The following is a 17,068-nucleotide window of genomic DNA, read 5'->3' as shown; positions in this document are numbered from 1 at the left end:
TGGTCAGCAGCACCTGTACCGTGCCATCCGTTTCGGTCGCACCCGCATTCAGCGCCTCGACGTTGAAGTCGATGTCACCTTGTGGCGTCACTATCAGCGTCAAGGTCGAAGTAACAACATCAGAACTATCGGTGACCAGATAACTTACTGTAGGAACTGCACCAGAATAGTCAGGAGCGGGGGTAAAGGTGAAAGAGCCATCACTGTTGATGATCAGCGTACCAATGCCAGTAAGGGTCGATGTAACACCTGCGGGAACATCAATATTACTACCCCAGCTATAGCTGATGATGGATTGAGCCAAGGGACCATCCGGGTTGGAGCTATTGGCCAAAAGATCACCACTGACAGGGTTATCTTCATCCATCGAAAATACTTCACTCTCATCCAACAAGAGATTAGTTAGTGGCTCCGGTTCTAACAGTGGTTCAGCCGCTTGCTCAGTGTTGATAATGGGTTCAGCCTGATAATTGGTATCAAAACCGGCCTCGGCAATGGTCGCATCACCGGTTCTATCAATGGTGACAAAGCCACCATTGCCGCTTGCTCCTGCTACCCCGCCAATACCACCGCCACCACCGGCAGCAGGTGCACCACCTGCTGCTGAAGCCTCAAAGTTTTGCGTCGGGTCAACGCCTTGCAAAATTGACTCTTGCAATGCAGCAATGTCAGAAGGAGTGCCCTCCGTGCTGGCACCACCTTGCGGTTGTCCCGGTTCTGCTAATTCGGAACCGGTGGGTACATTCTGCGCTGGTGTATCGTCATAGGGGGAAAGAACAAGCTTGGCATCATCCGCTATGGTCAATTTGGCACCGGGCTGGAGTATTTCCCCCTTTTGCAGGGGGCGACTGCTGCCATCAGCCAGCACAATCTCCACATTCCCTTCGATAGCTGAGACAACCACGGACTTGTCGATGATTTGGGTACGCATATCCATTGCTCCAACGTGACAGATCTTGATGTCTACACCGTAGAGGGAGATAACGTGCTTTTCCGTTGCAATAATCTATAGGTTTGACTGCCCTCAAACCGATATAGAGAATAAAATCGAAAGGTTATTTTTTCTTCATTAAAATCATAACGATATAAATGGAACCAAATAACACCCATATTAATTTGATAATAAAAAAATCAAAAAATATATTGTATTGATATAAAAAATGACCCCATTCGGGGCCATTTCTACACTGCACATATCAATCAAGACAAGGGGAAAGCAGGATGCACAAATCCCTGATAACCATCGATATGCAACTTGGAAAGCAGTTCCACTTGATGTTGATCTTCGACGCGGGTTGCAATGGTGCTCACACCGGCATTGTGTGCAGCTCGGCACACTGCAGCCAAGAATGAGGTGTCAGCACCCGGCTCCATGACCTGACTGGTATAACCGTGATCCACCTTGACATAGGCAGGCGCTAACTCCTCCAGATAGCCCAGTGACTGGAAGTGACGGCCGTAGTGGTCAACCCCCCACTGGAAACCATGGACCTGCAATGCGCCTACCAAAGCGGCCACATGATCTTTGTGCTTCATAATGGCTGCCTCGGGTATCTCGAATAACAGCCGTTCTTTCAATTCGCCATGTTCGACCAGATAGTGCGTCAGCCAGGTCAAAAACTCATCCGAACAAAGCGAACCTGCCGTTATATTAATTGCCAGCACTAGATCCGCTTGTTTGTGCAGTAAGGGAACACATGCATCAAGTATTGCCTGATCAAAATCGCCCCCCAATTTGAACTGTTCGATGGCAGGCAAAAACTGACCGGCAAAATAGTCCGTGCCATCGCGAGAGATAGATGCAAACAACTCGGCATGCAACCTGGCCCCGTTATCAAATCGGCAAGCTGGCTGAGCCTTGAATCGCCAGAGGTGATGCGAAATAGCATCCTGAACCAAATCACGCCATGCCAAGCGCCCCATCAACCCCTGCTCGGCTCCCCCTTCCATGACAACAGCACCACGGCGTTCATTACGCGCCTTGCCGAGTGCATTATCCGCTTTAGTCAACAGGACTGAGAGATCATCATTACCATCACGGCCTGCAATACCAATGACGGAGAGAGGATTACCCTCCGCCATTGGGTTCACGACCAGATCAGCAATACGAGAATTGATAATTTCTGCCAACTCCTTAAGCTGACCCAAATCATCTGTCGGGCAGAGCAGAGCATATTCGGTCGCTGATATCCGCGCCACAGCTGCACCATCCCATCCCTTAAGCTGTTCGCGTAAGATTTGTGCTATAGATTTGACCATATTATCACGGGCAGCAAAACCTTCATCACGGTAGATATCATCGAGCATATCTACCGCAACCAACATGATGCCCCCTTGGCCAGATTCTGCAATCCAGGCATTAACCTGACCAACAAAATAGGCTCGATTACCCAAGCCAGAAACGGCATCCACATAAACTCGTTCACGCAGTTTCTCCGCCTCGTCGGCCTGCTCTTTGAATTGCACCGCCAACTTTCCGGATAAGATGTTGATCGCTTGTACAACCTGCTTCAATTCATAGGTCTTGGGCTCTGGAATGGTATGCCCAAAATGATGCAATTCAATCTCGACGGCCTGCTCACAAATCTGCTTGAGCGGTTTTAACAGGAAATTAAGTGCACGCATAAGCAAGATCGTGGTTACCAAAAATCCAATCACAAACCAGGTCGCCAGTTCGCTCATCCCTGCCCACAGTTCGTGATAGGCTTGTCCTGGGTGGCCCACCACCTTGAGCTTGCCAAGTTGCAGCCAGCCAGACGTCAGAATTGACTCATTGGATACTTCCGGAAACAAGCCAAGTTCAATAAACCAGTCAGGTACACCTTGAATACGGCTGCTGTTTTCTTCTTCAATCACATCTTTCGACGCAAGCAGGTCAAGACGAACCATACGGTAATAACCACCATCAAATATGGCCTTAATCACCGACTCAGCTCCCACCTTGTCGCCATTTTCAAGATAAGGAGTTAATGCCAGTCCCAGTGACGTAGCGGTGTTTATTACCGTTGTCTCCTGCTGTTGTGCCAGATAAGTTCGTGTCGAATTGAATTGCACCCAATACGTAGCTGCAAACAACAGTCCAAACAACAGCAACATGGTGGCCAATAACTGTCTATAAAGCGTCATAGGTTAATCATCCAAATTCACCACAGGCCTAGCCAATCGCCCCGATGTCATGCGATTGCGTAAATCATTCCATAATCCCAAGCGAGATGATTGGCCAGCCAGCTCCCCTTGGCCTCGCGCCTTCATCAACCACAAGTGACTACCGTTAAAACTATAGATAGGTACCAAATCTCGCCGTTGGGTAGCAGGTCGAATAGAGCCTATCAAATTATCCAAAATAACCGGAACAGAAGAGGGGGTCTCATAATATGCCACCACCATGTGGAACTGGTTGTAATCAAGGGCCTTGACATAAACCATCCGCATTTTTTCATCCGGGATCCCCAATTCCAGTAGTGTGGAATATTTGGCAATACTGAAATCTTCGCAATCTCCTCCGGCAGCCCCCAGAAACTCGAGCGGGGTTGCCCAGTAATCTTTCTTGCGCCACAACTTGATGTCATCAACAAAGCGCATTTGATTAAAAAAGTTGTTCACTCTTTCGAGCTTTTTCGCCTCGCTCAGTGCCTTTCCCTTCGTTTCCATCACCAGCATGCGCCAACTGGTTACACGCTTGCCGGCTCTGGCACCATAGGTCTGCTCCGCCCGCTTGATCAAGTTGAGATCTTCCTGTGGCAGAGGCTGGCTGGCACAGAGCAAAAGTGAGAAGGGTAACAGCAGGATCCATAAGGAGTGGCGCAGAGTACGTAGAGATCGGTATCTCCATTTATTGAGGAGATCATACCATCTGCTTCCGGTACCACGCAGAAGTGTCACGTCATATGCCTGCTGCATGATTGCTACTGCACTCCTCAAAAACCGTGCAACCACCTGCTTTAGCCAAACATGGTGACTGCCAGCAGCAGTCACCATGTTGGCGTTCATCATCATCCCGGCGGGATCATTGGCAAACGGTTATTGCCTGGGCTGCCATTCAGCGGGTTGCTTGACGCTAAATGCATTGAGCAGACTTCCTGTCGCATTGAGGATGCGATAGTCCGCCAGCAATGCATCATACTCAGCAGTGATATAACTGCGACGCGCTTCGAACAATTCGTTTTCGGTGTTCAATACGTCCAGCAAGGTTCGCTGACCCAAGCCAAACTGCTTCTTGTATGCCTGAACGGTATCGTAGCTTGCATCCACATGCTCTTTAAGGAAGGTTTTCTGTTTGGCCAGCGACTCTTTCGCATTCCATGCCAAACGGGTTCCCTCTTCTACCTGACGAAATGCATTCAGATGAATGTCTTTCGCCTGAGAGTACAGTGCCGAAGTTGCATTGCTCTCGGCTACGTCAGAACCACCTCGGAACAGGTTGTAACGCATCCGCACCATAGCTGTCAGATCGTCATTGCGACCTTTAACGGCATCAATATCCTCATTCCAGTTTTGGTCCACTTCAAAAGTGACGTTAGGGTAGAAACCGGATTTGGCACCTTCATGCTGATACTTGGCCGCTTCAATATCTTGCAGGGATGAGAGCAGGGTCGGGTGAACTTCTGTCGCCGTTTTCAGGGCAGTATCGAGACTAGCCGGGACCAACTCGGCATTAGGTACCGGTTGAACGAGATCTTTTGGTACCTCGTTAACCACCCGAATAAACTCGCTTTCCGCATCACGGTAGTTGTTTTCAGCGGCGGCTTGGTTGGCGTAGGCCCTGGCAACACGACCATCAATCTGGGTCTGATCAGCAGTAGAACCAAGCCCTGAATCAGTCCGTTTCTGAATGTCGCTACGGATCTGTTCGTGGGTTTCCAGGTTCTGTTTGGAGAGTTCCAGGATCTCCTGCTGGCGCAGCATATTGAGGTAGACCTCAGCCACTCGCAGCGCGGTATTCTCTGCTTCGGAGATCATCGCCAGACGCTGGGCGTTGGCTTCAGCTTCAGTTCGGGAGACGTTGTTGCTGACATCAAAGCCATCAAACAACATCTGCCGCAAACTGAGCCCAGCCTCTTTGCGAGTCATGGAGTCATCAATATTGCTGTTTGAACCAGCAGCCCGGGTAGAAGGGCTGTCAGTCTTTTCATAGCCTACGCCGCCACGCAGATCGATCGTTGGATAATAGCCACCCTTGGCGCCATCATGCTGATAGAGGCGTGCCTGGTAGAGATCAAACGCTTCCTTGATCTTGGGATGCGTAGCGAGTGTCTGTGCCACCGACTCTTCCAGAGTCTGGGCCTGACCCAAACTAGGGATCAGGGTGATGCCACTGACCAGCATGGCAACAATCGTTTTTTTCATGTTATCTCCAGTCATGTTTTGTTTTTAGATTGTTGGCTTATCGTTCTCTCAGTGCCGACTGCTTAGCCCGTAAAATCGGCTTAAGTAAATAGTCTAGGACACTTTTTTTACCAGTAATGATATCAGCACTGGCTAACATACCGGGGATGATGGGAAGTGCGTTAAGCTCATCGCCCAAGTAACTCTTCTCGGTACGCACCCGAACCAGATAAAAGGAGTTCCCCTCCTCATCCTGGATCGAGTCCGCACTTATCTGTTCAACCTTGCCATGCAATCCTCCATAGATTGTAAAGTCGTAGGCAGTGATCTTGACGATGGCATCCAGCCCCGGTCGCAGGAAGGCGATATCTTTCGGCGACACCTTGGCTTCAACCAACAAGGTGTCCTCCAGCGGCACTATCTCCATCAAATCCATGCCGGGCTGCACCACGCCGCCCAGAGTGTTGATCTTGAGTTTCTTGATGGTGCCCTTGAGCGGAGCAATCACGCTGGTCCGGTCTACCCTGTCTCGCAAGCCAACCTGCCCTTCTGACAACTGGCCAAGTCGCCCCTGCTTCTCATTCAGTTCCGTCTGGGAGTCAGCACGGAATTTCAGCGCTATGTCATTGCGCTTGGAAATAGTCTCACGCAACACCGAATTGAGTTTTGGGATCAGCAGACGGTTGCTCTCCAGCTCCCCCTGCATCTCGTTGACCTGCCGCTCCAGCTTGATTAGCTCCACTTGAGGCACTATACCCTCTTTTGCCAGTGGACGGCTAATATTGAGCTCTTGTCTGGCCAGATCCACACTGCGATTCACGGTGCGAATTTTGGCATTCAGTTCAATCAGTTCCTGCTCTTTCTGCTCGATCTGTTGACCAAGAATATAGAGCTGGTTCTTCAGGTTATTAAGGCGATCCCGTTGTACCGAGCGTTCACGGTTGGCATATTCGGGAAAGACGGTTTCATAGCCATCCGGAAACTGAATTGGCGCTTCTCCCACCACTACCTGTTCACGCCACCCCAGTGCAGGGTCATTTTTAACCTCAACACTGGCCATTTCGGCCCGTAACCGGGCAATATCTCCTTTCAGAGTGACCAGCTCCTGCTCACGCTCTCGAAAATCGGAGCGGAAACGGGTGTCATCGATACGCAGCAGCGGCTGTCCCTTCTCGACGATATCTCCCTCTTTGACGAAGATCTCTTTGACTATCCCCCCTTCCAGATTCTGGATCACCTGTAGTTGGCGGGATGGGATCACCTTGCCCTGACCCACGGTGACTTCATCCAGCTCGGCCCAGGCAGCCCAGACGATGGCACTCATGAAAAAGAGGAAACAGCACCATAACAGGATGCGGGCACCGGTTGGGGTAGTAAGCAACACAGCTGCCGCGCCGTCATCGACAAACTCCAGATGCTCGGGTGCCGGCAATACATCACCGGAAGGCGCATTTTTGCTGCGTTTTAACCAGTTCATGAGCCCCTTAACCATGGGACACCTCCTGCACGCGCACCTTGCCTTCCTTCAACTGCTGCAACACCACCTCTTTGGGACCATCTGCCACAATCTGTCCCTGCTCGATGACGATAACTCGCGAGGCCACATCCAGCATTGAGGTCTTGTGGGTGATGAGGATCAAGGTGGTTTCCGGGCCCAGTCTGGCGAGCTCCTGTTTGACCTGCATCTCGGACTGGTTGTCCATGTTGGAGGTAGGCTCATCCATCACCAGAATGGGGGGATCATTGAGCAGGGCGCGTGCCAGCAGGATCGACTGACGCTGGCCACCGGAAAGCTGACGGCCACCCTCACCTATCTGCCGATCCAATCCGTTGGGATCACGGTTGGTAAAATTGGTGACGCCCGCCCGCTTGGCAGCACGCAAGACTCTCACGTCATCCACCAGCGGATTACCCAGCATGATGTTGTCTCGCACCGAACCAAAAAAGAGAATGACATCTTGGGGAACACAACCGATATTGCGACGAATCACCGAGGGAGGCAACTGGTCTATTTCGAAACCATCGATCCGGACCGAACCGTCAGTCGGCCGATACAGCCCCATCAACAACTTCTCGAGGGTCGTTTTACCCGCCCCAATCCGGCCGATAATTGCCACCTTTTCACCCGGCTGAATACGCAAATTGATATGGTGCAGGGTGCTGGTTTCCATTCCTGGATATTTGAACGAAACATTTTCGAATTCAATTCGACCGGCAATCACCGGATGATGGATATATTGCTTGCCTTCCTCCTGCTCACCCGGGGTTTGCATGATTTTTTCCAGAATATCCAGTGCAGACTTGGCCTGGTTATAACGGGTCGACAACACTGAGAGTTGCACCATGGGCGCAATGGCACGGCTGGAGAGCATCACGGCAGCAATCATCCCCCCCATGGTGACTAAGCCTTCGGAGATCTGGTAAACACCGACAATCACCAGACCGACCGTCACCACCTGCTGGATATAACTGGCCAGTGACGACATGGAGTTGGTAATTCGCCGTGTTTGTACACCCCAGGTGGAAATATGGGAAACAGCCTGCTCCCAACGGTGCTGGAACAGACTCTCGGCGCCAAAAATTTTGACCGTTTCCAGCCCGGAAATACTTTCGATCAGGTTGGCATTTTTCTGAGAGGCCAGCCGGGAACCCTCTTCGATGGACTTTTTGAGCGGCTCTTGAATATAGAAGCTGTAGGCGATCAGGATCAGCATGGCGACGATGGGGACCACCACCATCACACCGGCAAACATCCAGATAATAAAAAGGAAGAAGACGGCAAAAGGCAGATCGATAAGAGTAGAAACCGTCGCGGAAGTGAAAAACTCCCGCACCGATTCAAATTCCTGCAGATGTTTGGCGAAAGCGCCGGTGGAAGCGGGACGAGACTCCATCCGCATGCCCATCACCTTGGCGAAAATCTTGGCGGACAGCAGCACATCAGACTTTTTGCCAGCGATATCGATAAAGTAACTGCGCAACTGCCGCATCACAAAATCGAAGGTAAAGACCACCATGGCCCCGACCGCCAGCACCCAGAGCGAATCAAATGCCAGATTGGGCACAATCTTGTCATAGACGTTCATGGTAAAGAGGGGGCTGGCGATGGCAAACAGGTTGATCAGAATGGAGGCGATCAGCACATCGCGATAGATTCCGCGAGATTCAAACAAAGTGCTCCAGAACCAGTGGCCATCACGGGTCTCCAGCACCTTGGGAGAGCGCTCGTCAAATTTGAACTGCTTCTTAACGTAAAAGAGACGCCCCAAATACTCATCACCCAGCTGGGCAGCAGTCAGCCATTGGGCGGCATCACCTGCCTGCGGGAAAATCACTTTCCCCTGGCTGCGCTCTTCGTTCCACTCCAGCAAAATACAGGCGCCACCGTTACGCATCTGCAATACGCAGGGCAGCAGCAAGGGAGAGATCTGATCAAGCGGCTGGATCACTTCACGGGCAGATAGCCCGCCCCGCTCGGCAGCACGACAAAAGAGTGCTGTAGTCAGTCGTCCGGAGACCAGTGGCAACCCGGTCGTCAGGGCATCCTGGCTGTTGGGCACACCATAAAAGCGGGTCAAGAAGACCAGACACTCCAATAACTCATCGATACGACTTGTTTCTGCTTGCATAGCATCCCGTCACTGCATTAATAAGGTCGATACGAGAGGGGTATCACTCATATTTTCCTGCTATAGCGACTCTAAAAACGAGCCCCCTCCCACAGATGAGCCTGATCAGGGAATAAACCTATCCGGATACATCGTGACACTCACCACCAATTTTCCTTGCATGATGATTGGTAAAACCAGCCTGTGAGCATCATGCCGACGCCTCCCTCAGGTAAATGGAGGTGTTAATTGATAATGGCATTTATTGTGGCGCATCACTATATCAACCTGCAGGTACCAAAACTATAGTTTATGGTATGAACTTTTTATATAACCCTATGTTTTACGTGAAAATAATAATTACGAACTCAATTATAGGTCAGGAAGTATGAAGGGTCTTCCCAGTGCATGACCCTGAGGGCCACTCAAGGAGAGTGCTCGTGCAATGTCCGCCATCGCAGTCCAGCGATTCTCGCACCAGGCGGGAGCAAGCAGGGTTGGGCGGCGCGCCGATGCCGAAATCCGGTGATACACCACCTCGGGTGGTGTGTGCTGGATCATGGCGACAGCGGCTTCCACATACTGCTCCAGCGTCAATACCTCAAGGCGCCCCGCCTGCCACGCTTTGCCAAGAGTACTGCCCTCTACCACATGAAGCGGATGCAGCTTGATCCCCTCAACACCGGTCTCAACGATACGATGCAGGGTATCGAGGCTGTCTATTGGCACTTCGCCCGGCAGGCCGACGATCAGATGAGCACATACCTTGATGCCGCGCTGATGGGCACGTCTTACCGCATCCTCATAGGCGGCATAACCGTGGCCGCGGTTGATCCGTTGCAGGGTCTTGTCATTGGCGCTTTGCAGCCCGAGCTCCAGCCACACCTCGTAACCCCGGGCCTGATAGCCCGCCAACAGATCGAGCACCGCATCCGGCACGCAATCGGGGCGAGTGCCCACACAGAGCCCCACCATATCGCTCACCGACAGCGCCTCTTCATACATCCGCTGCAGATATTCGACCTCGGCATAGGTACTGGTATAGGCCTGAAAGTAGGCAAGATAGCGCTTGGCACGGGTGACTTCGTCCCGGCGAGCCAGCAGTTGTTGCACCACGGAGAGTTGCTGAGCCGACTCGTCGGCAAAAGAGGATACGTTGCAGAAGGTGCAGCCACCGCGGCCCAGGGTGCCGTCACGGTTCGGGCAGGTGAAGGCCCCATGGATGGAGAGTTTGTGGATCTTCTGACCATGACGCTGCTTGAGATCCTGACCGAATGTATTGACGAGTTCGTGTAACTGCATGACACCTCCGCTAAAGGAGCGCCATTGTACGAGCTTGCGCAAAACAGGGACTGAGCTGGATCAAGCTAGCGGAGAGGGTAAAACATATAAATACCCGACCAATTTTGAATAAATATAGAGAAAAAGCGCAAAAAAAGGATTTTTACAGTTCTTTGACGATTCAAACAGTAAACATCCATATGAAAATGAGACCTGATAACCCACTGTTGAACAATGAAAAATTCAAAGAGACCCGACAGCACACAATTGCAAGCATGGGATATTGAAAATGTGATCCCTTCCGCTGTCGGCCACATCGGGTTGGTAAAATTACTACATTCGCCCACCGTCGCCGAGCGCACCATTGAGCCCGCCAATGACGATATATTTAACCAACAAAATAAAAATACACAGAATAAACACTCCATAACTGCGAGCGAATCCCCCTAACCCGACATTTTGTTATGCGAATGTAATCATGAAGACAAACCTGACCTGCGATTGACCTCGCCAGAAAATCCCATTAGTTTGGAGATTCGCCACGTCAGGCAGACGGAACCACAAGAGCCAATCGCAATTTATGCAGTCAGGTGATGACTGTGCGATACAAGGCCGAGCAAGGGAGAAATGCAATGTCACTATATGATCCAAAGCTGGAGAGGGATAACTGTGGCTTCGGCCTGTTGGCCCACATGGAAGGGGAAGCCAGCCACAAGCTTGTCCGTCTCGCGATGTCAGCATTGGCTCGCATGCAGCACCGCGGCGGGATCTCCGCCGATGGCAAGACCGGCGATGGTTGCGGTCTGCTGCTGCAAAAACCGGACAGCTTCTTCAGAGCTGTCGCCGAGGAGAAGGGATGGCACCTTGGCCGCAACTATGCGGTCGGCATGCTGTTTCTCAACCCTGACCCCGTATTGGCCCAGCAGACCCGCGACATCATAGACGAAGAGCTGGAAAAAGAGACCCTGAGTCTGGTCGGCTGGCGCAAGGTGCCCGTCGATACCAACGTACTGGGTACCATCGCCAAAGCCTCCCTGCCCAGCATTGAACAGGTCTTTGTCAACGCCCCGCCCGGCTGGGTCGACAAGGATCTCGAGCGCCGTCTCTATATCGTGCGTCGCCGCATCGAAAAGCGCGTCAACGACGACTACTTCTATGTGGTCAGCCTCTCCAACCTGGTCACCGTCTATAAAGGGCTGTGCATGCCGGTGGACTTGCCGCGCTTCTATCTGGATCTCGCCGACATACGTATGCAGGCGGCCATCTGCGTCTTCCACCAGCGTTTCTCCACCAACACCAGCCCGCGCTGGCCGCTGGCGCAGCCGTTTCGCTATCTGGCCCACAACGGCGAGATCAACACCATCGCCGGCAACCGCCAGTGGGCCAAGGCACGCAGCTACAAGTTTGCCACGCCGCTCATTCCCGATTTGCAGGAAGCGGCCCCCTTCGTCAACACCACCGGCTCTGACTCCTCCAGCCTCGACAACATGCTGGATCTCTTCCTCGCCGGTGGCATGGACCTGTTCCGCGCCATGCGCCTGTTGATCCCGCCTGCATGGCAAAAACACCCGAACATGGATGATGACCTGCGCGCCTTCTACGACTTCAACTCCATGCACATGGAGCCATGGGATGGCCCCGCCGGTATCGTCATGACCGATGGTCGCTACGCCACCTGCGCACTTGATCGCAACGGTCTGCGTCCGGCCCGCTACGTCATCACCAAGGACAAGTTCATCACCCTCGCCTCAGAAGTCGGTACCTGGGACTACACCCCGGACGAAGTGCTGGAGAAGGGCCGGGTCGGCCCGGGCGAGCTGTTCGTGGTGGATACCAGCAACGGCAAGGTGTGGACCAGCTTCGAGATCGATGACGACCTCAAGAACCGTCACACCTACAAGCAGTGGATGGATAAACATTGCCGCCGACTGGTCCCCTTCGAGCAGATGGACGACAGCCAGACCGGTAGCCGCGAGTTCTCTGATGACCAGCTGAAAACCTATCAGAAGTTGTTTGGCTACTCCTTCGAGGAGCTGGATCAGATCATCCGGGTGCTCGGTGAAAATGGTCAGGAGGCGGTGGGCTCCATGGGGGATGATACCCCGATGGCGGTGCTCTCCTCCGGCCCGCGCACCCTCTATGACTACTTCCGCCAGATGTTTGCCCAGGTGACCAACCCGCCCATCGACCCGCTGCGGGAAAACCACGTGATGTCGCTGGCCACCTGTATCGGTCGCGAGCAGAACGTCTTCAACGAGACCTTCGGCCACGCCCACCGGGTGCTGTTCCAGTCGCCGATCCTGCTCTACTCCGACTTCCACCAGCTGCTGGCACTGGAAGGTGAGTACTACCGTCATCAGGTGATCAGCCTCAACTTCAAGCCAGAAGAGGGGCTGGAAGCGGCCATCGTGCGCATCTGCGATGAGGCCAAAACCGCCGCCAGGAGTGGCACCGTACTGCTGGTGCTGTCGGATCGCGATATCAGCGCCGATACCCTGCCGATCCCGGCCGCCATGGCGGTGGGCGCGGTACAGCGCACCCTGGTGGACAACAACCTGCGCTGTGACGCCAACATTCTGGTGGAAACTGCAAGCTGCCGTGACCCGCACCACTTCTCGGTGCTGCTGGGCTTTGGCGCGACCGCCATCTACCCCTATCTCGCTTACGAAACCCTGGCCAAACAGGTTGAAGAGGGCGTGCTCACCATGTCCCTGCGCCAGGCGATGGTCAACTACCGCAACGGCATCAACAAGGGGCTCTACAAGGTGATGTCCAAGATGGGCATCAGCACGGTCGCCAGCTACCGCTGCTCCCAGCTGTTTGAAGCTGTGGGCTTGGCCAGAGCCGTGGTCGATACCTGCTTCCGTGGCGTATCGAGCCGTATTCAGGGTGCCGATTTTGCCGACATCCAGCAGGATCAGCACAATCTAGCCCGTCAGGCCTGGCTGGTGCGCAAGCCCCTCCCCCACGGCGGCCTGCTCAAGTTCGTCCACGGCGGCGAGTACCACACCTACAACCCGGATGTGGTGCAGACCCTGCAAACCGCGGTGCGCTCCGGCAACTATGCCGATTACAAGGAGTACGCCCGTCTGGTGAACGAGCGCCCGGTTGCCACTCTGCGCGATCTGCTTGCCCTGAAGAAGGTCGACAATCCGGTCGCGCTGGATCAGGTTGAGCCGGCCGACAAGCTGTTCCCCCGCTTCGACTCCGCCGCCATGTCCATCGGTGCCCTCGGCCCAGAGGCTCACGAGGCGCTGGCTGTCGCCATGAACCGCCTCGGCGGTCAGAGCAACTCCGGCGAAGGTGGCGAAGATCCCAAGCGTTTCGGTACCGAGAAGAACTCCCGCATCAAGCAGGTCGCTTCCGGCCGCTTTGGCGTCACCCCCCACTACCTGATGAACGCCGATGTGGTGCAGATCAAGGTGGCGCAGGGCGCCAAGCCCGGCGAAGGGGGCCAGCTGCCCGGTGACAAGGTGACTGCCCAGATCGCCCAGCTGCGTTATTCCGTGCCCGGCGTGACCCTGATTTCACCGCCGCCGCACCACGATATCTACTCCATCGAGGATCTGGCCCAGCTCATCTTCGACATCAAGCAGATCAACCCGAGCTGTCTGGTGTCGGTGAAACTGGTCTCCGAGCCCGGCGTGGGCACCATCGCCTGCGGCGTGGCCAAGGCCTATGCCGACTTCATCACCATCTCCGGTTATGACGGCGGCACTGGCGCGAGCCCCCTCACCTCGGTCAAATATGCCGGCTCCCCGTGGGAGCTGGGTCTGGCTGAAACCCAGCAGGCGCTGGTCGCCAACGGCCTGCGCCACAAGGTGCGGCTGCAGGTGGATGGCGGCCTCAAGACCGGTCTCGACATCATCAAGGCGGCCATCCTCGGCGCCGAGAGCTTCGGTTTTGGCACCGGCCCCATGGTGGCGCTCGGTTGCAAATACCTGCGTATTTGCCACCTGAACAACTGCGCCACCGGCGTTGCCACTCAGGATGAGAAGCTGCGTCGCGAGCACTTCACCGGCCTGCCGGAGATGGTGATGAACTACTTCAAGTTCATCGCCGAAGAGACCCGCGAGCTGATGGCCCAGCTCGGCGTCACCCAGTTGACCGACCTGATTGGCCGCACCGATCTGCTGGAGGCCCTGCCCGGCCTCACCGCCCGGCAGGCCAAGCTGGATCTCTCCGGCATTCTGGCCCTTCCGGTGGCACCGGCAGGTTCCAGCCTGTTCAGCCAGCAGAACAACCCCACCTTCGACAAGGGGCCGCTCAACCTGAAAATGGTGGAGGATCTGCTGGAGGCGGTGGAAACCTCAAGCGGCGGCGAGTTCCGCTACGACATTCGCAACACCGACCGCTCGGTGGGTGCGCGCCTCTCGGGCGAGATCGTCAAACGTCACGGCAACCAGGGGATGGCGGCCGATCCGGTCAAAGTGCACTTCAACGGCACCGCAGGCCAGAGCTTCGGCGTCTGGAACGCAGGTGGCCTTGAGATGATCCTCACCGGTGATGCCAACGACTACGTGGGCAAGGGGATGACCGGCGGCAAGCTGGTGATCAAGCCCCATGTCGGCGTGGCGTTCAAATCCCATGAAGCAGCCATCATCGGCAACACCTGCCTCTACGGCGCCACCGGCGGCAAACTCTACGCCGCAGGCACTGCTGGCGAGCGTTTCGCGGTGCGCAACTCAGGTGCCCTGGCGGTAGTCGAGGGGATTGGCGACAACGGTTGTGAATATATGACCGGCGGCATCGTCACCGTGCTCGGTCAGACTGGCGTCAACTTCGCGGCAGGCATGACCGGCGGCTTTGCCTACGTGCTCGACGAGTGCGGCAACTTCGCCAAGCGCACCAACCCCGAGCTGGTGGAACTGCTGGATGTGGCGGATCTCGCCATCCATCAGGAGCACCTGCGCGGCATCATCACGGCGCACCTCAATGAGACCGGCAGCTCGCGCGCCGAGGAGATCCTGGCCAACTTCGACTCCTATGTGCCCAAGTTCAGGCTGATCAAACCCAAGTCCAGCGACGTGAAATCGCTACTGGGTCACACCAGCCGTTCCAGTGCAGAACTCAGAATCCAGGCGCAATAAGGAGGGAACCCTATGAGCCAGAACGTATTTCAGTTTATCGATGTCCAGCGGGTCGACCCGCCCAAGAAGCCGCTCAAGATCCGCAAAATCCAGTTTGTGGAGATCTACGAGTCCTTCAATCAGCCGCAGGTACAGATGCAGGCGGATCGCTGCCTCGAGTGCGGCAACCCCTACTGCGAGTGGAAGTGCCCGGTCCACAACTACATCCCCAACTGGCTGAAACTGGCCAAAGAGGGGCGCATTCTGGAGGCGGTGGAGCTCTCCCACCAGACAAACAGCCTGCCGGAAGTGTGCGGTCGGGTCTGCCCGCAGGATCGCCTCTGCGAGGGCTCCTGCACCCTCAACGATCGCTTCGGCGCGGTGACCATCGGCAATATCGAAAAGTACATCACCGACAAGGCGTTCGAGATGGGCTGGAAGCCCGATCTCTCGAACGTGGTCAAAACCGGCAAGCGGGTCGCCGTCATCGGTGCCGGCCCTGCGGGTCTCGCCTGTGCCGACGTGCTGGCACGCAACGGCGTCACCCCTGTGGTGTTTGACAAGTATCCGGAGATCGGCGGCCTGCTCACCTTCGGCATCCCCTCCTTCAAGCTGGAAAAAGAGGTGATGCAGCGTCGCCGCGAGATCTTCCAGGGGATGGGTGTAGAGTTTCGTCTCGAGACCGAAGTGGGCAAGGACATCACCTTCGCCGACCTGCTCGGCGAGTTCGATGCGGTCTTCCTCGGGGTCGGCACCTACAAGTACATGAAGGGCGGCTTTGCCAACGAAGAGGCGCCGGGCGTCTATGACGCCCTGCCCTACCTCATCGCCAACGCCAACCGGCTGCTGGGCTTCGAGAAGGCGCAAGCCGACTACATCGACTTCGCCGGCAAGCAGGTGGTGGTGCTGGGCGGTGGCGATACCGCCATGGACTGCGTGCGTACCGCCATCCGTCAGGGGGCCGCCAAGGTGATCTGCGCCTATCGCCGCGACGAGGAGAACATGCCGGGCTCCAAGCGGGAGGTGAAAAACGCCCGCGAGGAGGGGGTTGAATTCATGTTCAACCTGCAACCGGTGGCGGTCGAGCTGGATGCCAACGGTCGCACCGTCGGCATCAAGGTGGTGAGCACCGAGCTGGGTGAACCCGATGCCAATGGCCGCCGCAATCCGGTGGTTATCGAGGGCTCAGAGCAGGTGTTGGCCGCCGATGCGGTGGTGATGGCGTTTGGCTTCCAGCCCAACCCCCAGCCCTGGATGGCGGAGTTCGGCATCGAGCTCGACAACCGGGATCGCATCAAGGCCCGCGAGCAGGCGGAATACGCCTTCCAGACCAGCAATCCCAAGGTGTTTGCCGGTGGCGACGCGGTGCGTGGCTCCGATCTGGTGGTGACCGCCATCTACGAAGGGCGCAAAGCGGCCGAAGGGATCATGGACTATCTGGCGGTCTGATCTGACCGGCCACAGCCGTGATGTTCCCTAACAGTCAGCCCCGCCAATGCGGGGCTGATTTTCTATGCGCGCTCACCAACCGCTCATACGCTCCTGGCAGCCGTGAAGATAACTAGATGCAGTGCCTTGCGATGGCTCCTACACTGGGCAACTGCCACGGGAAAAACTCCAACCATTTGAGGCAGAATTTGTGACGTCTATCTGTTACACTTCGCGCCCGCCATTTTCCGGCTCACTCTCTGACTTGATGTCAGGCGCAGCCGTCGGTGGTTACAACCTCCGTCTCGCTCATGCCGAGCTAACCAAGCCAAACACAGCCCAGCTGGAACACAGGAA

Annotated in this window: 9 protein-coding genes; 2 read left to right on the top strand and 7 right to left on the bottom strand. The window is 55.1% G+C overall.

Features of this window, described 5'->3' with window-relative positions; genetic code table 11:
• From G5137_RS18830 to G5137_RS18800, 7 genes are all read right to left on the bottom strand, one after another.
• Positions 1 to 931 (bottom strand): retention module-containing protein (locus tag G5137_RS18830; protein ID WP_421255798.1); only part of this gene is annotated, 931 nt, incomplete at its 3' end.
• A gap of 269 nt (positions 932 to 1,200) precedes the next feature.
• Entirely contained in the window at positions 1,201 to 3,126 is a 1,926-nt protein-coding gene (locus G5137_RS18825; RefSeq protein WP_421255797.1) for an EAL domain-containing protein, read from the bottom strand.
• 3 nt (positions 3,127 to 3,129) lie between these two features.
• Positions 3,130 to 3,882, bottom strand: a complete 753-nt coding sequence (locus G5137_RS18820; protein WP_227343029.1) for a transglutaminase-like cysteine peptidase — start codon at positions 3,880 to 3,882, stop codon at positions 3,130 to 3,132.
• Positions 3,883 to 4,020: 138 nt separating this feature from the next.
• Positions 4,021 to 5,346 (bottom strand): TolC family outer membrane protein, encoded by a 1,326-nt coding sequence (locus tag G5137_RS18815; RefSeq protein ID WP_216953335.1) that lies wholly within the window; start codon positions 5,344 to 5,346, stop codon positions 4,021 to 4,023.
• Positions 5,347 to 5,383: 37 nt separating this feature from the next.
• Complete coding sequence (locus G5137_RS18810) at positions 5,384 to 6,817, bottom strand: HlyD family type I secretion periplasmic adaptor subunit (RefSeq protein ID WP_266135587.1); 1,434 nt, start codon at positions 6,815 to 6,817, stop codon at positions 5,384 to 5,386.
• Positions 6,810 to 8,954: a type I secretion system permease/ATPase gene (locus G5137_RS18805; RefSeq protein WP_421206390.1), complete on the bottom strand. Its 2,145-nt coding sequence runs from the start codon at positions 8,952 to 8,954 to the stop codon at positions 6,810 to 6,812. The genes G5137_RS18810 and G5137_RS18805 overlap by 8 nt, the downstream gene beginning before the upstream one ends.
• Positions 8,955 to 9,305: 351 nt before the next feature.
• Positions 9,306 to 10,235 (bottom strand): TIGR01212 family radical SAM protein, encoded by a 930-nt coding sequence (locus G5137_RS18800; RefSeq protein WP_407959429.1) that lies wholly within the window; start codon positions 10,233 to 10,235, stop codon positions 9,306 to 9,308.
• Between the two features lie 611 nt (positions 10,236 to 10,846).
• Between G5137_RS18800 and gltB the strand changes: the two genes are divergently transcribed.
• Both gltB and G5137_RS18790 read left to right on the top strand, forming a co-directional pair.
• Positions 10,847 to 15,304, top strand: coding sequence for a glutamate synthase large subunit (gltB, locus tag G5137_RS18795; protein WP_421255796.1), 4,458 nt, complete (start codon positions 10,847 to 10,849; stop codon positions 15,302 to 15,304).
• A 12-nt stretch (positions 15,305 to 15,316) separates the two neighbouring features.
• Positions 15,317 to 16,732 (top strand): FAD-dependent oxidoreductase, encoded by a 1,416-nt coding sequence (locus G5137_RS18790; protein WP_021229438.1) that lies wholly within the window; start codon positions 15,317 to 15,319, stop codon positions 16,730 to 16,732.
• Positions 16,733 to 17,068: the final 336 nt, after the last annotated feature.

It is taken from the genome of Aeromonas sp. 600282, assembly GCF_049175755.1.
Taxonomy (GTDB): domain Bacteria; phylum Pseudomonadota; class Gammaproteobacteria; order Enterobacterales; family Aeromonadaceae; genus Aeromonas; species Aeromonas veronii_A.
This window is presented reverse-complemented; position numbering and strand designations above follow the sequence as displayed.

Excerpts from the sequence above, each read along its gene's own strand:
- G5137_RS18805 (WP_421206390.1), bottom strand. The coding sequence starts at position 8,954 with ATGCAAGCAGAAACAAGTCGTATCGATGAGTTATTGGAGTGTCTGGTC.
- G5137_RS18790 (WP_021229438.1), top strand. The coding sequence starts at position 15,317 with ATGAGCCAGAACGTATTTCAGTTTATCGATGTCCAGCGGGTCGACCCG.
- G5137_RS18815 (WP_216953335.1), bottom strand. The coding sequence starts at position 5,346 with ATGAAAAAAACGATTGTTGCCATGCTGGTCAGTGGCATCACCCTGATC.
- G5137_RS18800 (WP_407959429.1), bottom strand. The coding sequence starts at position 10,235 with ATGCAGTTACACGAACTCGTCAATACATTCGGTCAGGATCTCAAGCAG.
- G5137_RS18810 (WP_266135587.1), bottom strand. The coding sequence starts at position 6,817 with ATGGTTAAGGGGCTCATGAACTGGTTAAAACGCAGCAAAAATGCGCCT.
- gltB (WP_421255796.1), top strand. The coding sequence starts at position 10,847 with ATGTCACTATATGATCCAAAGCTGGAGAGGGATAACTGTGGCTTCGGC.
- G5137_RS18825 (WP_421255797.1), bottom strand. The coding sequence starts at position 3,126 with ATGACGCTTTATAGACAGTTATTGGCCACCATGTTGCTGTTGTTTGGA.